The 22,846-nt window shown below is 49.8% G+C and carries 16 protein-coding genes and 1 other RNA gene; 3 read left to right on the forward strand and 14 right to left on the reverse strand.

What is annotated here, in order from left to right; all coding sequences use genetic code 11:
- Nucleotides 1-4 precede the first annotated feature (4 nt).
- From GVJ32_RS04535 to GVJ32_RS04550, 4 genes are all read right to left on the reverse strand, one after another.
- Nucleotides 5-1,450, reverse strand: a complete 1,446-nt coding sequence (locus GVJ32_RS04535; protein WP_159238876.1) for a hypothetical protein — start codon at nucleotides 1,448-1,450, stop codon at nucleotides 5-7.
- Entirely contained in the window at nucleotides 1,450-1,812 is a 363-nt protein-coding gene (locus GVJ32_RS04540) for a hypothetical protein (RefSeq protein WP_159238877.1), read from the reverse strand. The genes GVJ32_RS04535 and GVJ32_RS04540 overlap by 1 nt, the downstream gene beginning before the upstream one ends.
- 3 nt (nucleotides 1,813-1,815) lie before the next feature.
- The gene (locus GVJ32_RS04545; RefSeq protein WP_159238878.1) at nucleotides 1,816-4,029 is read right to left on the reverse strand and encodes a peptidase M19; all 2,214 of its coding nucleotides are present in this window, start codon (nucleotides 4,027-4,029) and stop codon (nucleotides 1,816-1,818) included.
- A 287-nt stretch (nucleotides 4,030-4,316) separates the two neighbouring features.
- The gene (locus GVJ32_RS04550; protein ID WP_159238879.1) at nucleotides 4,317-4,775 is read right to left on the reverse strand and encodes a MarR family winged helix-turn-helix transcriptional regulator; all 459 of its coding nucleotides are present in this window, start codon (nucleotides 4,773-4,775) and stop codon (nucleotides 4,317-4,319) included.
- Nucleotides 4,776-5,026: 251 nt separating this feature from the next.
- Between GVJ32_RS04550 and GVJ32_RS04555 the strand changes: the two genes are divergently transcribed.
- On the forward strand, nucleotides 5,027-6,001 hold the full coding sequence (locus tag GVJ32_RS04555; protein ID WP_159238880.1) for a zinc-dependent alcohol dehydrogenase family protein: 975 nt from the start codon (nucleotides 5,027-5,029) through the stop codon (nucleotides 5,999-6,001).
- A 386-nt stretch (nucleotides 6,002-6,387) separates the two neighbouring features.
- Here the strand turns inward: GVJ32_RS04555 and GVJ32_RS04560 are convergent, their stop codons facing one another.
- The 7 genes from GVJ32_RS04560 to ppx form a co-directional block, all read right to left on the reverse strand.
- Nucleotides 6,388-7,281 carry a DUF3800 domain-containing protein gene (locus GVJ32_RS04560; protein WP_159238881.1) on the reverse strand — a complete coding sequence of 298 codons (894 nt, stop codon included), beginning with the start codon at nucleotides 7,279-7,281 and terminating at the stop codon, nucleotides 6,388-6,390.
- The gene (locus tag GVJ32_RS04565; RefSeq protein WP_159238882.1) at nucleotides 7,274-8,863 is read right to left on the reverse strand and encodes a restriction endonuclease subunit S; all 1,590 of its coding nucleotides are present in this window, start codon (nucleotides 8,861-8,863) and stop codon (nucleotides 7,274-7,276) included. Before GVJ32_RS04565 ends, GVJ32_RS04560 begins: the two co-directional genes overlap by 8 nt.
- The gene (locus tag GVJ32_RS04570; RefSeq protein ID WP_159238883.1) at nucleotides 8,863-10,479 is read right to left on the reverse strand and encodes an N-6 DNA methylase; all 1,617 of its coding nucleotides are present in this window, start codon (nucleotides 10,477-10,479) and stop codon (nucleotides 8,863-8,865) included. The genes GVJ32_RS04565 and GVJ32_RS04570 overlap by 1 nt, the downstream gene beginning before the upstream one ends.
- Nucleotides 10,476-11,645 carry a protein adenylyltransferase Fic gene (gene fic / locus GVJ32_RS04575; protein WP_353652893.1) on the reverse strand — a complete coding sequence of 390 codons (1,170 nt, stop codon included), beginning with the start codon at nucleotides 11,643-11,645 and terminating at the stop codon, nucleotides 10,476-10,478. The genes GVJ32_RS04570 and fic overlap by 4 nt, the downstream gene beginning before the upstream one ends.
- A 98-nt stretch (nucleotides 11,646-11,743) precedes the next feature.
- Complete coding sequence (hsdR, locus tag GVJ32_RS04580) at nucleotides 11,744-15,256, reverse strand: type I restriction-modification system endonuclease (RefSeq protein ID WP_159238884.1); 3,513 nt, start codon at nucleotides 15,254-15,256, stop codon at nucleotides 11,744-11,746.
- A gap of 259 nt (nucleotides 15,257-15,515) precedes the next feature.
- Nucleotides 15,516-15,878, reverse strand: a transfer-messenger RNA (tmRNA) gene (ssrA, locus tag GVJ32_RS04585).
- Between the two features lie 52 nt (nucleotides 15,879-15,930).
- A complete protein-coding gene (gene ppx, locus GVJ32_RS04590) occupies nucleotides 15,931-17,430 on the reverse strand; it encodes an exopolyphosphatase (protein WP_159238885.1) in 1,500 nt (499 codons plus the stop codon).
- Nucleotides 17,431-17,573: 143 nt separating this feature from the next.
- Between ppx and ppk1 the strand changes: the two genes are divergently transcribed.
- The gene (gene ppk1, locus GVJ32_RS04595; RefSeq protein ID WP_159238886.1) at nucleotides 17,574-19,703 is read left to right on the forward strand and encodes a polyphosphate kinase 1; all 2,130 of its coding nucleotides are present in this window, start codon (nucleotides 17,574-17,576) and stop codon (nucleotides 19,701-19,703) included.
- A gap of 3 nt (nucleotides 19,704-19,706) precedes the next feature.
- On the opposite strand, the gene GVJ32_RS04600 is transcribed toward ppk1, so the two are convergent.
- The 3 genes from GVJ32_RS04600 to smpB are packed head-to-tail and all read right to left on the reverse strand — an operon-like array spanning nucleotide 19,707 to nucleotide 21,361.
- Complete coding sequence (locus tag GVJ32_RS04600) at nucleotides 19,707-20,330, reverse strand: class I SAM-dependent methyltransferase (protein ID WP_159238887.1); 624 nt, start codon at nucleotides 20,328-20,330, stop codon at nucleotides 19,707-19,709.
- Nucleotides 20,331-20,363: 33 nt separating this feature from the next.
- Nucleotides 20,364-20,861: a SixA phosphatase family protein gene (locus GVJ32_RS04605; RefSeq protein WP_159238888.1), complete on the reverse strand. Its 498-nt coding sequence runs from the start codon at nucleotides 20,859-20,861 to the stop codon at nucleotides 20,364-20,366.
- A gap of 23 nt (nucleotides 20,862-20,884) precedes the next feature.
- On the reverse strand, nucleotides 20,885-21,361 hold the full coding sequence (gene smpB / locus GVJ32_RS04610; protein ID WP_159238889.1) for an SsrA-binding protein SmpB: 477 nt from the start codon (nucleotides 21,359-21,361) through the stop codon (nucleotides 20,885-20,887).
- Between the two features lie 88 nt (nucleotides 21,362-21,449).
- On the opposite strand from smpB, the gene GVJ32_RS04615 reads away from it, so the two are divergent.
- On the forward strand, nucleotides 21,450-22,820 hold the full coding sequence (locus GVJ32_RS04615) for a sodium-dependent transporter (protein ID WP_159238890.1): 1,371 nt from the start codon (nucleotides 21,450-21,452) through the stop codon (nucleotides 22,818-22,820).
- Nucleotides 22,821-22,846: the final 26 nt, after the last annotated feature.

Consider the following 22,846-nt stretch of genomic DNA (forward strand, 5'->3'; position numbering starts at 1 on the left):
GAAATTAGCCCTGCAAAGGCTGGGCAAGTATCCATAGGCCCACGCCGGTAAATATCACCATAAGTAATAGCATGGGAATTTGGCTGATACTTGCCTGCCGCTGATTTGGAAAGCTCCGCAGGGCTTCCGCGTGGGCTAGGTAAACACTGGCAACATGGCCTATTAAAATAAGCCAGACTTGGCTATTCCAGATAAAGCCCATGTCCGGTAACACCGGCAGTCTGCCGCTGATGGCGGTGCCAAAAATATCCCAGCCCCAGCCAAAGGGGTCTGAGAATAATCCCCGCAGTTTTAAGCCCTGACTCAGTACCAAGGTGTAGTAATGGGTGATGTGATAGACCAGTGCAATGGGCAGTAGGCTATAGCCAAATCTCAGTGATAATTCGGTGACGGTCAGTGGGCTACGAGTTAGACATTTACCTAGCCATAGAAAAAACAAAAACAATCCGAGATAGATGAACGGAGAGAGTAGTAAGCATAGGGTTTCAAACCCGATATACCAAGGCCGTAATGTGATGTAGGCATGAAGTGGATGTTTGCCGAGTAAGGCTTCTAAAATATGGAGTGGGTCTTGCCAGAAAACATTAAACCATAAGCTGGTTTCTCGCAGTCCGTCGTAAGCGGTAGACGACAGCATAAATAATAAAAAAACGAGTAAGCTGCGGTGCTCAATGCGTTCATGTAATAAGCCGCTGAAGGGAAGTCGTAAGGTAAGCTGACGTTGCCCTGTTTGGTTGCTTGGGCAATGAACGGGCGACATTTTAGCGATAAGCCGAAACATCACTGAGAATAATTCCCCGTAGCGAAACCACTCCGCACTGCCTACCAAGTACACGGCGAATAAATTAATAGCGGTGTAGCTGAGTAAAATGACTGAGAGCGAGAAGGGCTGTGTATTGCCAAATAGTTCAAGGCAGATAAAAGCCATATAGAGTAGAACGGCCGGCCAGTATGCAAGCTCGTTGGGGTAGATGTAACGACCTTGTCTAAATTTTTTAAACGGAGATAACAGAAATTTCCAAGGGTTTAAGTCGTGGTACCAGTTGCCAAATAAGGCGCTGAGGTAGCTAGCGCCAAGCGCGAAACTAATCCAGAAGAATGTCATATTGAAATTGCGGTAGCGGTCTTGATTGCCGATAAAGCCGCTAAGGATGGCGAGGCCAAAACATAAAACTAATATACTTTTTAATAACGTCGCTAGCTTAAGTTTGTTAGCAATAAACCTTAGCTTTGGATTGTCGACGACATATTGCCACGGTGGCCGTTTGGCTGACTCGGCACTGTAAAAATAGCCTAAAACTAAAAATGATAAGACCAGTGCCGCCATTGCCCCGTAGATATACATCCAATAGGGCATGGGTAATTTATAGGGTTCACCAAAGGAGTGCGCAAAACTGTATTCAGGAAATAGGCCTGCAATTAATAATAATGGCAGAAGTTTACAGCGCATTAGCGCGGGTAAACTTCTATGGTGCCAAGCTGTATTTCGCTAACGTGAACTTCAATGGCGAATCGTCCGGTTTGCGTCGCAACAAACTCAATGTCTTTTTTAATACCTGCCTCTAACACAATATGCATTTCGACGCCGTGTATGTGCACGGCGGCGTTTTTGTCACTGACGAAGCTAAGCTTGGCGGTGTCGCCAAGCTTAAGCTGAATCACCATGGACTCGGGAATGCTGCCCTCAAGAATGGCAAAGTAAAATGCGTGTGTTTCGCTAGTATCATTCACTACAGGCGCTGGTTTCATCACCAACCATAGGCCAGCGAGTACCAGTGCAGCACAAATTAAAAATAATAGCTTTTGACGCATTGCTTAGTTTCCGTTGCGGTTGTAGGCGCGTTCCCACATTTGTACATAGGCTTCCGCAGAATTATACAGGGCGTCGAGGGCTTCTTTGCCGCCTTCTAATCGCACTTCTTCAACAAAGTCTGCAACTAGACCGTAGTGCGACATACCGGTTTCGTCAATATGCCAATACTTGCCACTTTCTGGAATTAATAACATGTCGACGGTAACGGGGTCGAATCCTGCAAATTGCGATCCCCAGTCGTCACCACTGAATAATGTGAAAGGATAAATGACGGGCTCTGAGTCGCCGCCGCGTGGGCCGGGATGACCGCCAAAGCCGTTGGCGTCGGCGCCGTAGCCTAATCCTAGAATTTGATTGCTGTTATTAATGCCGGCTTTGGTACGCCAGAATTTTAATTTTTCCAAAAATTCTTTGTGCTTTACGCCGGTACCTTTGTAGGGATAAACCACGCCACCGTTTTTGAGCATACGCACTACTTGGTCGCTGGTTAGGCCGCCATGCGCGTCATGTCCAGATGACAGTGGGTAGGCCGGCGCTTGTTCGTCGGCGATATCCAGCATGATGTCTTTGCTGTGATAGGCGGCGTGATCGATGTCGATTACCATGCCACGTTGCATCAGCGCACGGAGCGCGTATTCACCAAGGTCGGTCACGGTGCGGGCATTACAGCGTTTGCCCGGTGGGTATAGTGGTGTGATCCCGCCGGTGGTTTCAAACAATAGTTGCGTTATTGGGTCATTGCCGGAGCCGGGAATGGCCGTGGTCATTTCTGTGCCGGGGGTGCGAACCGAGGGTTCGTCTACAGGGTAGTCGCGGCACGCGGTCGTTTTCCAGAATGCGCCGGTGTCGAGGAAGTTGAGAACGTTTATGACGTCGCCGCTAAAGATACCGGCGCCGCCCAATGAGCTGTCAATGTCGTGGAAGGGATAAACGTGGCGCACGCCCAGATCCCATAGGCGCTGAATTTCACTGTCAATTTGCGCTTGGTCACATTTACGCTGCTCTATGCCGCCGGGCAACATGGTGACGCCGCAGTCAAATATTTGGGCAACCTCTACACCGAGTACCACCGCCATCTTGCCGTCGTTAATGACTTCGCGCGCCTCTTGTGGGCTTTTAACAATACGATACCAGCCTTTACCGGGGCCGCCGGATTGGGCGTCGATGTAATCCTGTACGTCAAATAAATACTCTAGCTGTTTAACTGCTACGCTCATGTCGTTGCAGTCGGCTTGCGGGTTGGTCGCCAGCACTTTACCGACATTACACAGCGCTGTGATATTGGTGCCGTGGTTTACCATTAACCGCAAGCCGGAAAGGTAAGCGCGTTCCACCCATTTGTAGTACATCACTTGATGGGTTAAATAATCGCGGCGCGGCCAATCCACAAAGGTCGGCCAGCCTTCGGTGTTATGGGTGTCGGTGGGGCTCATGCTAAGCACGTTATTACCATCGCGAATCCCGTTGGGGCCGTGAATGTCTTCGCAGTTTTCTAGTGCGTGATCCACCCCAAAGCGATGAATAACTTCACCGTAGAGTACGCCACCAGCTGAGGGGCCAACATCGCCCGCATAAGACATCTCGCTAGACATGCCCATGTGGGTGTGGATATCGGCAAAGCCAATAAGCGGTTTATTTATTCCATTACCTTTAAATGTTTTACCGCTCACTGCGGTGGGCATTTCGGGGTAGCTGGTGCAGCCAGTGCTCGGTACGAATTTGAACTGGCTAGCTGGGCCGCTGGTATTTTCCGCTGTAACTAGCGCGCCGTTGTCATCCACCTGCATAGTTTGCGAACTGCTGTCAGACACAATAGTGAAACTATCGCTGCCCTGCGCAACATCAATAGTCCAAATCGCGGCGTCAGTTGCTACGTCTTCGGCATTGACCGAACCGTTTCTTGCGGTAAGTAATTTGCGGTCTTCGGTGTAGAACAGATATTTACCTAGATTGGCGGGCTGCATAAAAAATGTATCACCGGCGCCTACTGACTCGGCATTGCTGTTGTAAGTACCGTCGCTTGCAGCGACGTAATTTTTGGTTTGTGTCGACTGAATAGCGTAGCAGCCATTGGCCATGTCGTAGCGAGTAACGGGTGTTTCTGTAGGTGGTGGATTGCTGCCGCCTTGACTGCCGCCTGAGCCAGAAGAGCTTGAACCACCGCAAGCGATTAACGTGGACGTACATAAAATCAGAACGGATAGCTGGATTTTCATTCTTTAACCTACTGGGTGTTTGGTATTGTTTCTTATCGTTTTGACGGGGGCGGTCGCGTATTTTTATTTTGGCTGGACCGGCCACTTTGAAAAGCCGTTAGACCTAATCGCTAAGCTACCACTCTACTGCACAAAAGTCGCCAATTGTAACTATATGGTAATGGTTCTATAACTTTACGTGTCGGTACGGGGTCTAAGTCTAGGTTCGCGCTGTGGTTCTGAGCTGGAATTTTGGGCAATGTGAGTGGCGTGGCGATTAAAAAAGTGAACCCGCGCTGAGTGCGGATTTATTCAGTGTCGCTGTTTGTTAAGTTGGTATTGATGAGGGCGTACAGCTGCTCAGCGAGCGCTTTGAGCTGCTGGACATCTTGGCGTGGCATGGCAATTTGGCCGCTGATGTTGTCGGGAGTTTGCTTGGCTTGATCGGCGAGGTCCTTCCCTGCGGTTGTTAACACGATTACTTTCTGGCGTGAATCATTGCTCGATTTGGCGATGGTGAGTAATTTTTTGCTTTCCAGGCGCTTGAGTATCGGCGTGAGCGTGCCCGCGTCAAATCGCGTGCGCTCTACAAGGCTTTTAATAATTACCTTGTCCTCATCCCACAGCGCTAGCATGACCAAGTACTGGGCATAGGTTAGCCCCAGCTGATCTAGTAGCGGTCGATAGGCTCGAATTAGGGCGTTGGTTGCCGAGTAAAGTGAGTGGCAGATCTGGTTTTTGAGCTTTAGGGCCGGTATGTCAGTCAATGTTGTTCTCCGTGTTGAGAAATATTTTGCGCGCAAATCATTGACGCGTCAACGATGGCCTGCCATTATTTTGTGCGCAAAGTAAATCTGCGCGGTTTGATATCAACATCAGAAAGCCGGTGGAAATTCTCACTGCGCTTATCGGCGGTCTTGATATCCCCGACGTACGGATGTCGCGATGACGCGGAATTTTAGTTTACTGTCCTGCTGCTTGTACTAAGGCAGTACGGCAAAAATGCAAAGGAGCAATTATGTTAAAAGCACAGTACACCGAGCGCGGATCAGATCCGCAGAAATCGATTTGCGCGGTAGAATTTGACATTGCCGAGCTTGCCGAAGATGAGGCGCTGGTAGAGTTAATCGCCTCGCCGATAAATCCTTCAGACGTCCTCACCCTAACCGGTGAGTACGGCATATTGCCGCCTTTGCCCGCAATTGGTGGCAATGAAGGTGTGGGTAAGATAGTTAAGCTTGGGGGCAAGGGACCTGCGATTGGTCAAACTGTCATGTTGCCAGTTGGTATTGGTAGCTGGGCGACCCACATGGTATGTAAAACTGCGCAGCTGATTCCTGTGCCGAATGAGGCCGACGCTAAGCAGTTGGCCATGATGACCATTAACCCGCCAACTGCACTATTAATGTTGGAAGAATTTGTTGATTTAAAACCGGGTGACTGGGTAATACAAAATGCGGCCAACTCAGGCGTAGGCAGCTACCTGATTCAATTGGCAAAAATTAAAGGATTAAAAACCATAAACGTGGTTCGCCGCGAATCTGCCGTTGAAGGCGTGAAAGCGCTGGGTGGTGATGTGGTGTTGGTCGACGGCCCCGCACTCGCCAAAGACGTTGCCAAAATATGCGGCGACAATCTACCAAAGTTGGCAATTGACGCCATTGGTGGCGCCGCTACCGATAACGTGGGCGCCTGTCTTGCGACGGGTGGCACCTTGGTCAACTACGGTTTAATGAGTGGCGAGTCATGCCAATTGTCAGCAAAATCCCTAGTGTTTCGTGACGTCACCCTCAAAGGCTTCTGGTTGGCCCGTTGGTTCCGCACCGCCACACCTGAAAAACAAATGGCGCTATTCGGCCAAATCACCAAATACATTACTGAAGGTAAATTGAAGACAAAAATTCATGCCGAATATCCTGTGAGCGAAATTAAACAAGCGGTAGCAGCGGCGGCCGAAGGTGGCCGTGATGGAAAGATCTTAGTTGTTGCTTAAATTTGATTTAAAAATGGGAGTTGGAAAGGCGAGCAGTGAATGGCTCGCCTTTTTTATTGTGATTACCGCGTGAGGCTATTTGTAGAAATTGAAGTGGTGGTACGGCGTTCTTTTAAGCAGGTAATAAAAAACCCCAACTCTTTCGAGTTGAGGTTTGATACTTGGTGGAGCCGGCGTCACTTTAATAGACATTCCAACTGATTGATATTAAAGGTTTTGTGTTTTTGTGTTTTTATTTATGCCCCATAAATGCCCCCAGTTCTGCGAGACTGAGGCGATTGTTCATTAATATGGGGGTAGGGAGGTTGATCTAGTTAGCGGGGGTGGCCTATAATTTGCGCAAGTGGATTGGGGGTTCCCGGTCGGCGTCGCAGCCTCGGTGAGTATCATCGGGGCTTTTCGCTTTCTGGGCTTGGAAAAATCTTCAAGCCATAGCTTTCAAAGTCATTTCCGACAGCGTCTCGACCTCCTGCGCAGTAAAATTTCCGTTTCAGTACGTCAAATGCCCGATTTTCTTGTTCTGGTTTGAAAACGCTCAGTCCTATTGGTCGGGCGACTAGGTCAGCTAACTGCAAGCCGGACGACATGGCTTTTTTATCTGAGAACCGAACGTCAAAGGGTAGTTGCCGCGAAAGTCGATTGGCGCCGTCACAAATACGGCGAAACTCCAGCTCTAACTCGTTATCTTCCTTCCTACCGCGACATTCAACCACTACATGGGTTTGCTTTTTCTCTTGGCCTTTTTCCTGCAAAAACTCAAAGAGCGTCTCTAGGCAAAAGCCGAGTGCGATATGGTAGGGGTTGGCATTTGCATCGGCGTGGCCCTTTAGTTGACGCTTATCGATAACACAACTGATCAGAATGAAATTGCTACGCTCAATGATTTGGGTCAACTCGTCCATAAACGCAAACTTTTCTTCCTTGCTGCGGAAGATATTGAACTCCCCTTTTTCCTTTCTTATCTCGTTTTCGTGAAGCACCACTTGATCATGGCCGAAGTGATTGAATTTAAATTTTTCTAAGGCTGAAACGACTTTCTCGCTGTAGTGCCGTTTATGGAAAACGCATAGTGCCAAGACGAATAGCGGGTAATTAGGGTCGATAGTCTGCATACCGTGATCGCCGCTCTCGTCAACGTAGACAATGTACTTGCTATAGCGTGATTCCTTTATTGGGGCAGCATCTTCGCGGTCGACAACATTTTCTGTAGTCGGCTGCTCCTTACTCGGACTAAGCTCAAGATCAAAGAGCGGTAATTGCTGTTCGTCGTTGTTAGGCATCGCTCTTCCTGCCTTTGGTTTTCTTGGCCGGTTTGGCCGCTGCGCGCTCGGCCTTGATGCGTTCTAGCAGCGCGGCGGCGCTATTGTCGCCGCTGATGAGTTCGGGGTTGTCTTGACGCCATTGCTCGGTGAGCTCGCCTCTGAATGCTTTGGCAAGTATGGACTGCGTGAGCTGGTTAACACGGGCTTGGGCGTTTTTGACTTGTTGCTCGACTTGGTCTGCGTAGGTGAAGAGTTGTTCTACGCGGCGGACTATTTCGGTTTGTTCTTCGATAGGAGGTACAGGGCAGGGTGCAGAGCATAATCTGCTTTTGTTGATAATTGCAGCGTTGACTACTGCGCTAGATGTTTTATTCAGCCATGTGTGTAAGGTCTGTGCCCACATGAAAAGAAACTCTTTCTTGATTGCTGCTGTGGGTATAAGTGCATTTATTTGCTGATTGAATGCTGACTCCTTTTCTAGTAATCCAACTTTCCCAATAGTACCGATGCAGACAATGAGAATAGATCCGGAGGGTAGAATCGGTGTTTTTTCGGCGGCTTTATCTGTGACGTACCGCTCAGGTGCCACGATATGTCCATTTATTTTAATTTGTGATGGGGTAATGAATGGAATTTTCCCACCCCAATTTTTTTCATCTGTTGTTGGTGGGGTTTTTCCTGTAACTGATATTGATATGCTATCAAGGTTAGAGACAAACCATCCTTCTGGTGCAGATTGTATGGCTGTAAGATTGAGCTCGTCTGAATAGTTATTGGTTGGCTTTTTATATTTTTTAATATTTGAGTCAAGATTAAACGGTATACCTTTTCTATGTGCACTTTTCTTCTGCTCAGTGATCCAGCTGTTCAAGCGCTCGTTCTCGATAAATTGAATAATCGCATTTTTGTCTACGGCATTATTTTCATGGCGCCACTCCTCCGTCAATTTCCCACTCACCGCCGCAGCGAGTACCGATTGGCGGAAGCGTTTGAGAATGGTGGGGATGGCGTCGAGGCGGGCTTTTACGGTGTTGACCTGTGCCAGTAGTTCGTCGAGTTTGTCGGCGATGACTTTTTGTTCAGCTAGGGGCGGGAGTATTAGTGGTGCTTGCAAACCGTCTTTGGTGCCTAGTCGAGGCATATTTACCCCATAGCTGGCTGCATTTACATGGGCCTGAAATGATTCTGATTTTAGCCAGTAGAATAGGTACCTATTTGATACAAAAGGTTCTGCATCTATTGGAATGATTTCTGTCGAACAATATCCTGGGCGGTCAGCGATGATGATTTTATTTAGGTAAGGCCTGAGCTTACCGTACAGTACATCACCAGTTTTGAACTTGTTCTTGGAGCTTTTAAATTTTCTTGCCTCTACAGTTACGCGTTTCAGTAACCGTGAGCTATCTTTTTCGACGTCTTCTAATTCAAGAATCCAGTCGCCTTGGGACGCATCGCTTAGTTCAGCTTTGGTTGTTTTGCCATATTTCGTAACGGCGCCTAGCTGGGTGTATACCCAAGAGGTCGGTAGCTCTAGATTCCCGCCTTCGCAGGAATGACTGCTTTGGAGTGCTGAGTTTATATTGCTGTCGGTTTTACTCATTAGGCCGACTCACTCCCAACACCTAATACATCCTGCAAAAGCTGCTTCTGAACATCTGCCTCGTCCCCAGCCCCCAAGGCCCGCATCAAGCCATCTATCTCTCTCAGTGATTCGGTCAATTCGGACATGGCTTCTGCTGCCAGTACTTCTGGTTCTGGCAAGTTGGCGGCATCGACGCTGTCTTTGTCTTTTAGCCAGCTAATGTCTAGCGAGTCGCCTTTGGTGTCGCGTACCCAGTCGCGGTTGAATACCCGCCAGCGGCTTTTGGCTAGGTCGTCGTTACTGCCAGCTTCTTCGGTAGTGTCGGCCTCTTTGGCGTTGAAGCTCCATTCACCCTCACTGCGTTTGGAGGTGCCGTCGGCTTTTTTGCCAAACACGTTTTCAAAAGGCGTCAGGTGTTCTTCAGTAAATGGTGTGCGTTTGCCAAAGCTGGGCATATTGGTGCGCAGGTCGTAAACCCATACGTTAGTGGTGCAGTTTTCGTCTTGCAGTTTGTCTTTGGGGTGGCCTTTAGTAAAAAACAGTACGTTGGTTTTAACACCTTGGGCGTAAAAAATACCAGTGGGCAGGCGCAGTATGGTGTGCAGATTGCACTTGTTCATTAAGTCGCGGCGCACCTCGTTGCCCACGCCTGCTTCAAATAAGACATTGTCTGGCAAGACCACGGCGGCGCGGCCACCGGGTTTTAAATTGCGATAAATATGCTGCAAGAAGGCCAGTTGTTTGTTGCTGGTTTTATAGGTGAGGTCGTCGCGGGTGATGCTGGCATCGCCGCCCTTGGAGGTGCCAAAGGGCGGGTTGGCTAAAATAATGTCGGCCTTTGCCAGATTGGCGCCGACCATACCAAGTGCGTTGCCAAGGTGAACCACGCCTTCGTCGTCGCCTTCCATGCCGTGTAGCAGGCAGTTCATTAAGGCCATGCGGCGGGTGCTGGGCACTAGCTCTACACCGAGAAAGGCTTTGTTGCGTTGAAACTTTTGATCTTTTGCTGGCAGGTTAAATAGGTCGTCGGTGTGCTGTTTAATATAGGCGTCGGCGGCAATTAAAAAACCGGCGGTTCCCGCCGCGGGGTCTTGCACGATTTCACCGGCTTGGGGCTGAATGCAGCGCACCATGCTATTAATAAGGGCTCGCGGGGTGAAGTATTGCCCTGCGCCAGATTTGGTTTCGCTGGCGTTTTTTTCGAGCAGGCCTTCGTATAAATCCCCCAAGCCATCTTGCTGGGCGCTATACCAGTCGATTTGGTCTAGGGCTTTTACCAGCTGCTCTAGGTGACGCGGCTCGCGCAGTCGGGTTTGGGCGTCGGCATATACGGCAGAAATTAATAGGTCGTTGTGAACCTGCACGTTGTTGGCGTCTTTGCCGGAAGACAGCGCCAACAGTATGCGTTTGTAGTCGTCGAGTAAATTTAAACCCGACTTGCTGTTGAGATCGGTCCAGCGGCAGCCTTCTGGCAGAATGTGAGTTTTGAGCAAGTCAGACTCGGTGTTCTCGTGCACCATTTTCATAAACAGCAGCATCACCAGCTCGGTGACGTAGTCGCTGTAGTTAATGCCGTCGTCGCGGAGTACGTCGCAGAGATTCCAGAGTTTTTGAACAATGTCGTTGTTGGTCATGCTGGGGGGTAATCCTTAATGGTGTTGCTGTCCTGACTCAAAAGCTGAACCAGCTTGGGATGTATAAATAATTTTTCTTTGCCAACTTGGCGCTCTTCTAACACGCCAATCTCGCAGAGTTGCTTAAGGTATACCGAAGCGGTTTGCCGCTTGGCAATATTGGCGTCGACTAAATTAGTTATTCGGCAATAGGGTTGTTGGAAGATGACCTGGATCAGCTCGTGGCTATAGGCTTTGGGGAGCTGACGTTGCACATGGTCGCCAGTAATGATCATGAGCTGGCGGGTCGCGGCAATCTTAGCGGTTGTCCACTGCGCCGTGTCTGTTACTGCGGCCAGTATATATAAAATCCACTCCTGCCAGTTTTGCTGGCTGCTTACACCGAGTAGTAGGCGGTAGTAGTCGGCCTTGTGTTCCACAATATAGCGGCTTAGGTAGAGTATAGGCAGGCTGAGGAGTTCTTCTTGAATAAGGTAAAGAATGTTCAATACGCGGCCGGTGCGACCATTGCCGTCGGTAAAGGGGTGAATGGCTTCAAACTGATAATGGGCAATGGCCATTTTAATGAGCGGGTCTAGGTCGTCGTCGCTATAAAGAAATTTCTCCCAGTTGCTAAGCAGTGTATTGAGCTGGGCTTCGCCCTCTGGCGGTGTGTAAATCACTTGGCCACTAGCGGGATTCATGAGTTTGGTGCCGGGTACTTTGCGCACCTGCATGTCTAGCGATTTAATGGTGCTGCATATATCTATGGCGGTGTTGGCGGTGAGAGGGCGTTCGCGGAGTTTGGCGTAGCCGCTAGCCAATGCCGTGCGATAACGCAGCGCTTCGCGGGTTGCTGGGTCGGCGCTGCTGTCTTCGTCGGCGTACTGAAAGAGCTTGTCGGTGGTGGTGACAATGTTTTCGATCTCAGACGAGCCTTTGGCTTCTAATAGCGGTAGCAGATTGATCAGCAAACCTTGGTTGGGCAGCAGCTCGCCCGCTTGTTTTAGCTCGGCCAAGGCCGCGCGTGCTGGAATGCAGGCCTTGAGTATGCCGAGGTTTTCTACCGCTTCTCGCGGTGGTGGCAGTGGCGGTAGGTTGTTGTAGGGTCGGTCGGCTTGCCATGTCATGTTTAAATAATCCGGTTTTATCGACATTTGACCAGCATAGGTTGATGGCATCGACATGACAAGCTGATATGTATAAAAAGTCGCAAAAAATGTACACGTTCTGTCGACGTGCATAAAAAGTTGCGTTTTTTATGCATATGCCGTGTTGCTGTGGATTAAGACGCCGCCCACAGCGCGTCGTTAATGGCGTCGAGTACGGTATCGAGCTGATTATCGAGCACTTTGTCGAATTGCTTGGCGCCGCCTTCAAAGGCGGGAATTTGGTTAATGGTGTCGCGGTCGATAATAACTTCGTGGGTGAGTTGTTTGCCAAGCCGAGTTAGCCATTTGCGCTGATTGGCTGTCCAGTTGTGCTGGCTAAGAATTTTTTGCACCGCGTTTTGTACCCGCTGCTCAAAAGGGATCATGGCCTCGCCGATGGCGGCGCGGCGAATGTGGCCGATGATACTGGCGGCAATGTCTTGGTTGGTTTGCTGCCGCCATGCCGATTGTAGGCTGGGTTCGGTATAGCCGTTATTGTCTAAGAGCAGGCGAACGTCTTTGAGTTGCTGGCGAGTCAGGTCGCGGGGCCGGTTAACCACCGCGCTGAGGGCGGCGGAGTCGTTGAGCTGCTGGCGAACAAATTGATTGAAGCTGTCGAGGTAGTCTTGGGGTTTGTCGTAAACCCCGTAGTTTTGCTCCCGCACTCGTAGCTCGTCTTCGTGCTCCGATATTACTGGCATGCGCTCGCTGCCCATAATCGCTTTTACTTGGGCGAGCTGGTCTATAAAGCCGCGGTGCTCATTGAGAAAGGCGGCGGCTTGACGGGGGCCTAGAGTGTGCAGGTGTTGGTGGAGTTTGGCGGGTTCAACACCCCAGCTGTATTGCAGCTCATCTAGCTTCTGGCGCAGCTGCGGATTGTTCTCGGCTTTCTTTTCGGCCTTGCGCAGCACCTGCATCACCTTTTGGCCGAGCTGGCTCAAAACGGTGTCGGCGTGACTACTGTCGTGGGCTTCGCCGGGGGCATTCAGGCTTTGCTCTAGTTTGTCGGGGTCGGTCAGCTCGTCGCAGAGCTGTTCAAGAGTGATGTTGGGCTTGCGCACTAGCGGCTTCATGGTGGACACGTCTTGCAGTGCCGCGTAAATGCCAACGGGGTCGTATATGCGGAATACGGTTTTGCCAATGTCGTCGCAGCGGCGAGTGGCGCGGCCCACCATTTGTTCATAAAGAATGCGTGAGCGCACTCGGCGCATAAACACCAAGTGGGCGATCTTGGGCACATCGATGCCGGTGGTGAGCAAATCGACGGTTATCGCGATATTGGGGTAGCGCTCGTTTTTGTAGCGGCGAATGAGCTGGTCGACTTTGTCGCTTTGGCCGGTAATTTTGGCGACCGCGGCTTGCGGGTAGTCGCCGTTGTAAACATCAACAAAGGCCTCATCCAACAGCCGTTTGACCATGTCGGCATGTAAGTCGGTGGCGCAGAAGATTAGGGTTTTTTCATCGCCAAAGGGGTCTAGCTCTTGCACCAGCTGTTGGCAGATGACGTTGTTGAAATTCTCGCTGATCACGCCGCGATTAAAGGCGTCGACCTCAAATCCTAGGTCGTCTTCTAATTCAGAGGCTTCAACTTCGCCGGTGGCGGTGTTGATTGCGCTGACGGTGTCGCCTTTTTCAAACTTAATGCCGTTCTGGCTGAGTAAGGTTTCGTAGCGAATCGGCGGTTCGTGGTCGATTAGCCAGTCGTCGGCGACGGCTTCGCGGTAGGAGTAGGTGTAAACCGGTTTGCCGAAAATGTCGCTGGTGTGTTTGGCGGGGGTGGCCGTGAGTCCGACCTTGATAGCATCGAAGTAATCTAATACGCGGCGGTAGCTCGACAGGTATTGGCTGGTGTCGCGCAGGGCGAGTTCACCTTCGGTCATCTCTTGGTCGAGGGTATAGCCGCGATGGGCTTCGTCAATAATGATGCAGTCGAACTGGTCAACCGGTGGTGGGGTGTCGGACATAAATATCCGTTTCACCATCGCTTGCACCGTAGCTACTTGAATGCGGGTCTCGGCCTCGGCAGCCATGTCACCGAGTTCTTTTATATTGTAGATTTTACTTAGGGGCTGGTTCTGTTCCAGTGGCGCTTCATTGAACGCGTCGATAGCTTGCTGACCAAGGGCGCTGCGGTCGACTAAGAACAGAATACGTTTGAAGCGCTCCGCTTTGAGAAAACGGTACATCAAACCAATGATAGTGCGGGTTTTACCGGTGCCGGTTGCCATCGCCAGCAGGCATTCACGCTGGTCGCGCTCGAGGGCAGATTCAACGGCGACAATGGCTTTTTCTTGGTAGTCGCGCAGGCGCAGGTAGGTGAAGCCTTCGCCCTGTAATATTTGCTGGGCTTTTTCTTTATCTCTGGCGAGTAAGTCTAATAGGCCTAAGGGGCTGTGGAAGCTTTGCAGGGCGCGGCTAAGATTGCTGGTTTCTCGTACATCCCGAAACCATGTGCCAGACTGTTCTTTCAGTTGTTTGATGTATTCGCGGCCATTGCAGGAGTACACAAAGGGAATTTGATAATGGCCGTCGTTCTCGTCTGGCCACGCGATTGTGCGGCCCGCGAGTTGCCATGCTGGCGTTACCGTGGCGTCGGGCTTAAAGCCCTTGGCGTAGCGCTCGGCTTGGGGAATCATGCCTGCGACGTTTTTGTTTTCTCGTTTAGCTTCAACAACGGCGATGGGCGTCAGCCCAGCGAATAGCATGTAGTCAGCGGGGCCAGTCTGGGTTGGCCATTCGGCAATGGCTTTGTTCTTGCCTTTCTCGGGGCGGGCGCCAGATTTGTAGGTCAGTTCTTGGGTGTCTGCCTCCCAGCCAGCATCGATCAGCAGCTGGTCAATAAACACGCGGGTGAGCTCTTCATCAAGCACCAGTGTTTTACTGGCCGATTGGGTTTTGTTTAGCACGGACTGGCGCTGCTTTTCTATTGGCGCGGCGTTGTTGGTGGTGAGCTGTTGTTTTAGTGCGGTGATCTGCGCTTCAAACTTGGTTCTCTGCGCAGCAAGCGCCTGTTCCGCCGCCTGGGCCTGCTGTTTAAACTGCTGGGCTTCTTCGTCCATTAGTTCAGCGAGCTGCTGGTATTCGGTCTTCTCCAGCTCTAGCAGGGCATCGCGTTGCTGTTCGACCTCCTGCTGGCCAGCTTTGCTACTTAGTTCTGCATTGAGCTGATCGATGTGTACTTGCAGCTCACGGAGCTTCTGGCTAGGGTCCTGCGGCGCTATAAAGGCGCCAGCTTTAAATGTGCTGCCTTGCTTGCCAAAGGATTTGTGATACCAAATAGCGAGCTGCCGAGCGACCTTTAAGCCCTGCATCGCTTCCCTGTGCTGGGTTTGAAATTGGTGGGTGGCCTTATTGCCCTCGATGCGTAGTACATGGAAGAGGTTGCGAACATCCGGCTCTAGGCTAATGTCGCGATTCAAGCGGTAGAGCAGGTCGGCTTGACTGGTAGCGTCGTCAAAGTCGATACCGGCGCGCAGCGACACGTCTTGAGCAAGGGCCTCGCCAAACTGGCGTAGTTTAATCAGAGTGGTGTTGGGGTCTGCATAAAAGGCATTTTCAGCAGTGGAGGTAAGCTGAATCAGGATAGGGTCGTGTTCGCTAAGAAAGGCGAAGTTGCTGCTCTGTGGCGCGTCTGCTGCTATTGCCATTGTTCCCTCAGTACGGGTGTTTATGCTTACTTCCGTGTTCTGGCCTCGACTATAGGCGAATCCCTTTACTGGAACAAATATTTACGAAACCTTGTGAGCACTGTACTGACATCTTAGTGACATGGTAGTCGGTAGTAAGGTTTTTGCGATCTGTGCTTTTTGCAAAACAAGAAATTTTGAGGCAAGTTACTTTTGGCATATTTTTATTTTTAAAAGGGCAATAAAAAACCCCAATCCTTTCAGATTGGGGTTTGATACTTGGTGGAGCCGGCGGGAATTGAACCCGCGTCCGTCAGTCCGCCACTCAGGGCTCTTCACATGCTTGGTTTCCGTCAATTAATTTAGCCGCAAACAGCCCGACGGGCAGGACGTGATTGGCGATTCTGATTAGGTGTTTCGCGGCTCGGTCTCAGACATACCTTACTCGCTAGCTTGTTCTATATGACAGTCGCGTCCCATTTACAAGCATCTGGTAGCGACCGCTAACCGGGGTTTAAGCGGCTAGAGCGTAGTTGTCGTCGTTGGCAACTATTAGGTTTACAGCTTTGGATTTACGTGATTGGCTGTCATCACGGCATGCACCTCAGAGCGTTGTAACCGGCGTCGAATCCAAATCGGCCCCAGACCGGTAAGTGTACCGCTTTGCGTTGCTTGCGGCCAGTGGCTTTGCTTGCTTAGTTTTTATGTTCGATGCTGAGTTTGATGTTAAGTGATTTACTAAGCAGTTCGGCCTCGTCTTCAAGGTCTGCCGCGATAAGTGGGTTTATGCTGAGCCAATCTTCTGGAATCGCGAGCGTTAGTTCGTCAGCGTTCGCGCTATGTAAGCTGATGCTGTCGGGGAGTTTTTTAGGTTGTCGGCGGCGATAGAGAATACAGGCGAGGCGGAGCACGCAGACTAATGGCCAGTCTGCGCTGACGCCGTAGGTTAAGGTGCTAGGCTGTTTGGGTTTGCGACGATGGTTGGCTACTAAAAAGCTTAGGCGGGCCTGTTCTTGCCGAGAAAATCCGGGCATGTCTGCGTTGCCAAGTATATAGGCGCCATGTTTTTGGTAGCCGCCGTGGGCGATGGCAAGACCGAGCTCGTGGAGTTGTGCTGCCCAGCGTAACAGTGCTTCAGCTTCATGTTCGGGGGTGTTGATGTGTGGCGCAACAGCGGGTAAAAGCTTTGCGCAACAGTTAGCAACGCGATCGCCTTGGGCGCTGTCTATGCCGTATTGAAGGATAAGGTGTTTGATGGTGTCTTCACGTTTGTCTCGGTGATGCAGACGGCCGGCGAGGTCGTGGACAATGCCTTCGCGTATAGCGTACGCCGATACGTGTAATCCAGGCATTTCTAGCTCTTGGAACAGTGCGTAGAGGACGGCAAGGCCACCGACGAATACTTCTTTACGATCGTCGCTGAGGCCGGGGATATTTAGTGTGTGACTGTTGTCAATTGCCAGTACTTGGTCTTTGAGCTTTTCTAAGCCTTCTGCAGAGATATAGCCGGCGTCGCTATATTGTTGTTCTGCGAGTATTTTGCCGATGCTGCGGATGGTGCCAGAGGAGCCTACAGCTTCGTCCCATTGGGCGCGGAAGGGCTCTACATAGGGGCCGATCATTTGTCGTGCGGCGTTAACCGCTTTTTTAAACGCTTTTTCGCTGATGTCGCCGTTTTTAAAATAGCGCATGCTAAAGCTCACGCAGCCCATCGGTAGGCTTTCGAGCTGGCGTGGTGTGTTGGTGCCAATGACGAGTTCAGTTGAGCCGCCGCCGATATCAATGACCAAGCGACGCTGTTTTTCTGGTGCAAAGTCGTTAGCAACGCCGAGGTAGACTAGGCGGGCCTCTTCTGTGCCAGAGATGATGTTAATGGGTAGGCCAAGCACGACTTCGGCTTTGGCCATGAATTCATTGGCATTCGTCGCAGCGCGAAGGGTGTTGGTACCGACAATGCGGATTTGTCGGCGGGGTACGCCGCGCAGGCGATCAGCCATTTTAGCGAGGCTTTCTAGCGCACGGTCTTGGGCTGTGTCGCTTAAGCGGCCGTCTTCGTCTAAACCGGCGGCTAGTCTAACCATATCTTTATGGCGATCTATGACACGGAGTTTATCTTCATGGAAACTAGCAATAAGTAGGTGAAAGCTATTGGAGCCCAGGTCGAGGGCCGCGTAAGAGTCACTATTTTGAGCCATTGTAATAATAATTCCTTGGTGAGGGTTTAGTGTATCGGCTGGGCAGAGCAAAATCGACTGCTTAAATGTGTCATATTAATGACATCATTCTTTATTAAGCTGGCGTGTAGTTTTTATTACACTTTTAATAAATGGGATTGGTGATGAGCGGGCAAATCGAAGGAACGACATGGATTGCTAAAGAGTTGAGTTGGCTCTCTTTTAACGAGCGAGTATTGCAAGAGGCAGCAGATCCAGGTGTGCCGGTAATTCAGCGTATTCGTTATCTTGGTATTTTTTCAAATAATTTAGATGAGTTTTTCCGGGTGCGGGTAGCCGATGTGCGGCGTTTGGCGGCGTTTTCACCGCCGTCTAAACAAGAAGAATATAAGGTGCTGTTGGAAGAGATTCGTCAGTCAGTTCTTAAGCTGCAGCATCGTTTTGATGCAATGTACCGAGAAAACTTGAAGGAGTTGCGGCGCCGTAAGATCTATTTGATAAATGAGCGTCAGTTAGATGGGCCGCAGACGGCATTTGTGAGGAGCTACTTTCATTCGCATATCCAGCAGGAGTTGGTGCCGATTGTTTTGGATGATGCGAACCCCATTCCCGAATTAAATGATGCCTCGATTTATTTGGCAATAAAGCTGAGCAGTGAGCAGCAGACGCGTTTTGCACTGCTCGAAATTCCTACGACTAGACTAGATCGTTTTATTCGTATTCCTGGGCGCAAGGGTAAGCGGGGTAAGGTACTTATTGCTCTAGAGAATATGATTCGGGTGTGTTTGCCTGAAGTCTTTCGCGGCATTTTTCCCATGGATGAGGCTGCAGCCTACACTATAAAACTGACTCGTGACGCAGATTTGGAATTAGGTGAAGAGGTAACACACACGTTTGTAGAAAAAATGACACAGAGTTTAAAGCGTCGCAAAAAAGGTGATCCTGTCCGCTTTGTGTACGACAGCGCCATGCCTAATGATTTACTTGATTATTTGGTGAGACGTTTAGGCTTGGGGCGTTTGGATTCTATGATTCCTGGTGGCCGCTATCATAATTCTAAAGATTTTATGCGCTTCCCTAATTTGGGCCCCGCCTATTTAGATAATAAGCAACTGCCAGTTATTCCGGTGCCGGCCATTGATCAGGCATCAAATATTCTCAGCTGCCTGCGTGAGCAGGATATTTTATTGCATTACCCGTACCACAGTTTTAATTATCTAACTGATTTGCTAAAAACTGCAGCGATTGATCCTGCGGTTAAAAGCATTAAGGCTAGTCTTTATCGGGTGGCATCTAATTCCCATGTGGTCGATGCTTTGTTAAATGCGGTGGCGAATCACAAAGAAGTGACGGTAGTGGTTGAGTTACAAGCGCGCTTTGATGAAGAGGCGAATATTGCCTTGTCACAACGTCTTACGGACGGTGGTGTGAATGTGATTTTAGGCGTACCTGGATTAAAAGTGCACAGTAAATTGATTTCAATTGTGCGTCAGGAAGGCAGTGTCCAAAAATATTATTCACACATCGGTACTGGGAATTTCAACGAGAAGACCGCAACGGTATACACCGACTTCAGCTTGCTTACTTACGATCAAGCGCTTGGCGACGAGGTTGCTAAAGTCTTTGATTTTATCGCTTACAACTACAAGCGACATGAATTTAAACATCTTGGCGTGTCGCCTTTAAATAGCCGTGAGCGCTTGCTGGCCTTAGTAGAAACTGAAATTCATAATGGCCGTAAGGGGCTTGAGTGTGGGATTACGCTGAAGTGTAATAATTTGGTTGATCGTGAATTGATCGATAAATTATATGAGGCTAGCTCGGCGGGCGTACCGGTGCGTTTGATTGTGCGTGGTATGTGCTCTTTGGTGCCGGGGGTAAAAGGTCTAAGTGAAAATATTGAAGCCATTAGTATTGTGGATGGTTTTTTAGAACATCCGCGGGTTTATATATTTCATAACGCGGGTGAGCCGCGTTATTTTATTTCGTCGGCAGATTTAATGACGCGGAACATCGATTTCAGAGTCGAGGTAACCTGCCCGATATACAGTAAACCTTTGCAGGAAACATTGCAGTCTATTATCGATTTGCAGTGGGCAGATAACGTAAAAGCTCGGATTATTGATGCATCACAGAGTAATACGTTTAGGCCGCGGAAGAAAAGCTCAGCGAAAATTCGCTCGCAATTACTGACTCATAAATATTTGAGTACGGGTAAATTGCCGCGCATGGCAAAGCTGGACTATAGGTCAAGATTAAAGCTTAAGGCTGCGAAGTCGAAAGTCAAAAAATAGTATCTACTGAGAGATAATCAGCAACTCGCCACTTAGTTTTTTTGGCGTGCTGATCTCTCTAGTGATGAGCTCAGCGCCAAAGGCCTTTTGGCAGCGCTTGGCTAATTTATGAAATGGTGACCGCCCCGGATCGGCAATAATAATAGTGCTAACACCTGCTTCGCGGGCGGCTTCTATTGCGGAGAATAGCGGTTTTACTAAGCTGTCCCAAAAGCAAATGTCGCCGCCTAGCATGTGGCTATGACCTTTTAGGTCAGCTGTTTTGAGGTGTTCGTAACGCGCTGTGCGGGTTGTGATTTTGACGTCATTTAGCAATGCGTGGGCATCGAGGTAGGGGAATACGTGTTCGTCGGCGTCAACCGCCGTCACTTTTGCTTTAAAGTGCTGCGCGCAAGAAACGCCTAAAATTCCCCAGCCGCAGCCAATTTCAGTCATTTTGGATTTTTTCTTAGGAGGGTTTTCTAGTAAGTAATCCATGATTAAAAATGACGAGCCCCAAACTTGGTAGCCATGAATTTCTGGCCCTGGCAGGGCATTTTGCATGCGGCGAATAAGTTTGTGATTTTTTTTGAGGATGAGTACGTCGTTAACAATGCTTATATCTTTTAATGCCGGATGCGCGGTCATTGTCAGTGATTGTCCTTTGTCGCAGCGTGCGAATTAACGGAATTGCTTGGGGCGAATAATGTCGGTGAGTTTTGCGCTGTCGGCCCGGAGTTGATCCCAATATTCGATATTGATTTCTAATTCCATGAAGGTGCATGTGCCAACGTGGCCGAGTTTACCGTCGTATAAATAGTTGGCCAGCTCAGCGAGGGCGGGATTGTGGCCGATGACCATGGCGCTATCTTGGGATTGTGGTAGCTCTTTTAGCCACGCGAGCAATTTTGCTGCTTCAAAGGTGTATGCCGCGTTTTCATGGATAATGTCGGCGTCGTCAAACACATCGGAATCGCCTTGAAAGCGCTTGAGTGTTTCTTGCGCGCGTTTTGCGGTGCTGCAATAAACATGTTTAAAGCGTCGTCCGCTGCGTTGAAGCTCGGCGGCGACCAATTGGCAGTCCCGTTTACCGCGTTTGGTGATGGGGCGATCTGCGTCCGTTAATTGGTCATCATTCCAGTCAGATTTGGCGTGACGCAGTAAATAGAGAGTTTTCATGGTCGAGTGGCGGTTAGCTCGTATTAGTTATGGTCGCGCACAATGCGCATTTTTTGTCGTTCCCAGTCACGGTTTTTCTCAGTCTCACGTTTGTCGTGATCCTGCTTACCTTTGGCCAAGCAAATTTCAGCTTTAATTAAGTGTTTTTTCCAGTACAGCGCGGTGCATACACAGGTATAGCCTTTTTGCTGAACGGCCTCCTGTAGTTTGCTTAGTTCTTTGCTGTGTAGCAAGAGTTTGCGGGTACGGGTTGGGTCAGTCACAAAATGTGTCGACGCACTGAGTAGCGGGGTGATGTTACAGCCAAGCAGAAACGCCTCGCCGTCTTTAAGGAAGACGTAGGTATCTGTAATTTGAATTTTGCCCTGACGCAGACTTTTCACCTCCCAGCCTTGAAGCACTATACCCGCTTCAAATTTGTCGGTGAGGCTGTAGTCGTGACGCGCCTTTTTGTTTTGGGCGATCGTGCCGCTGGTGTTTTTTGATTTGTTTTTGCTCATGGTGGCGATTATAGAGGGAGTTGCTGGCAAAACCTATTGGGCTCAGGTAAAAAGACGTCTGCTTTGCTGAAATTGATGTTGCCGACGTATGGCCTTACAAAAAAGAAAAATACAGGGAATTTGGTCTAGCCGTTGGACTTTCCTTGCTGCCGCCACCGGATTGGTGGTTAGTCTCGGGAATTTCTGGCGGACACCACAGGAGCTTGGTCAAAACGGTGGTGGCGCCTATCTCGTTACCTATGTGGCGTGTTTGTTTCTTATTATGCTGCCTATCGCGGTGGCAGAAGTGCGTATTGCCGTGCGTGCTCGAGGCAATCCTGTGCATGCGATTGACCAGCTGGCGCATTATTCCAAGGCCAGTAAGTATTGGTCGTTAGTTACGCAGTTCGCCTGTATTGCGGCGTTGTTACTGGCCGCGATTTATTCGGTCGTGTCTGGATGGTTGTTAGCTTATGTGACCAAAATGGCATTTGGCGTGCTAGACGCGGCTAGTTTGGATGTTGTCGCCAGCGAGTTTCAAGCGTTGTTGGCAAGTGCAGATGTAATGAGGCTGTGGCAGCGGCTATTTTTGGTATTGGCGGTGGCATTGTCGGCATTGAATGTGGTGAAGGGAATGGCGGCGGTGTTGCGAATTGTTTTGCCGGTGCTATTGCTTGTGCTATTGGGTTTGCTTTATTACGGCTACGCTTTAGGTGATTTCCATTCGGCGCTAAGCTGGATGTTTGATATGCGGATAGAAGACCTAACGTGGCGGGGTGGCTTCTCTGCCCTACAACACGCATTTTACACACTCAGTATTGGCACTGGCGCTTTAATGGCCTATGGGGCGTATTTTCCGTCGGGACGCTCTGTGAGTCGTCAGCTAATTGCTTTGGCGGTATTTGATGCGGCGGTGTTGATTATTGCTGGCGTGGCCATTTTAGCGCTGGTGTTTGATCAACACATTGTCTCTGGTTCGGGCCCCGCGTTGTTGTTCATCAGCTTGCCATTTTCTTTTGCTAACCTCGTGTTTGGTGATATCGCAGGCACCGCGTTTTATTTATTGTTATTTATTCTGTCATTAACCACAGTCGTTGCCTTGATGGAGCCAGTGGTAGCGTATTTGGTGGAGCGCTGGGGTGTGCTGCGCTGGCTGGCGGCAGTATTGGTCGGCGGTTTGGTGTTTGTGCTTGGCGATTTGTCGATATTGTCGATGATGCCAAACTCCGATTTGCGGTGGTTTTCCTTGAGTTTGATGGAGTGGCTAGATATTTTAGCGGCCAATGTTTTACTGCCGATGTGCGTTTTTAGTTTTGTTTTGTTTGCTGCTTGGCGGGTGCCGAAATCGGTATACGGAGTGCGAAAAGGCTGGTTTGAAGGGGCGTTTTTTTGGCTTTGGCAGGCATTGTTGCGGTATATTGCGCCGCCAGCCGTGTTGGCTGTGCTAATCATTGGCTTGTATTTGCGTGTTAGTGGCTGAGTTGTTGTTAGCGCGTTGAAATGATT

This window comes from Zhongshania aliphaticivorans (assembly GCF_902705855.1).
Classification (GTDB): Bacteria; Pseudomonadota; Gammaproteobacteria; order Pseudomonadales; family Spongiibacteraceae; genus Spongiibacter; species Spongiibacter aliphaticivorans_B.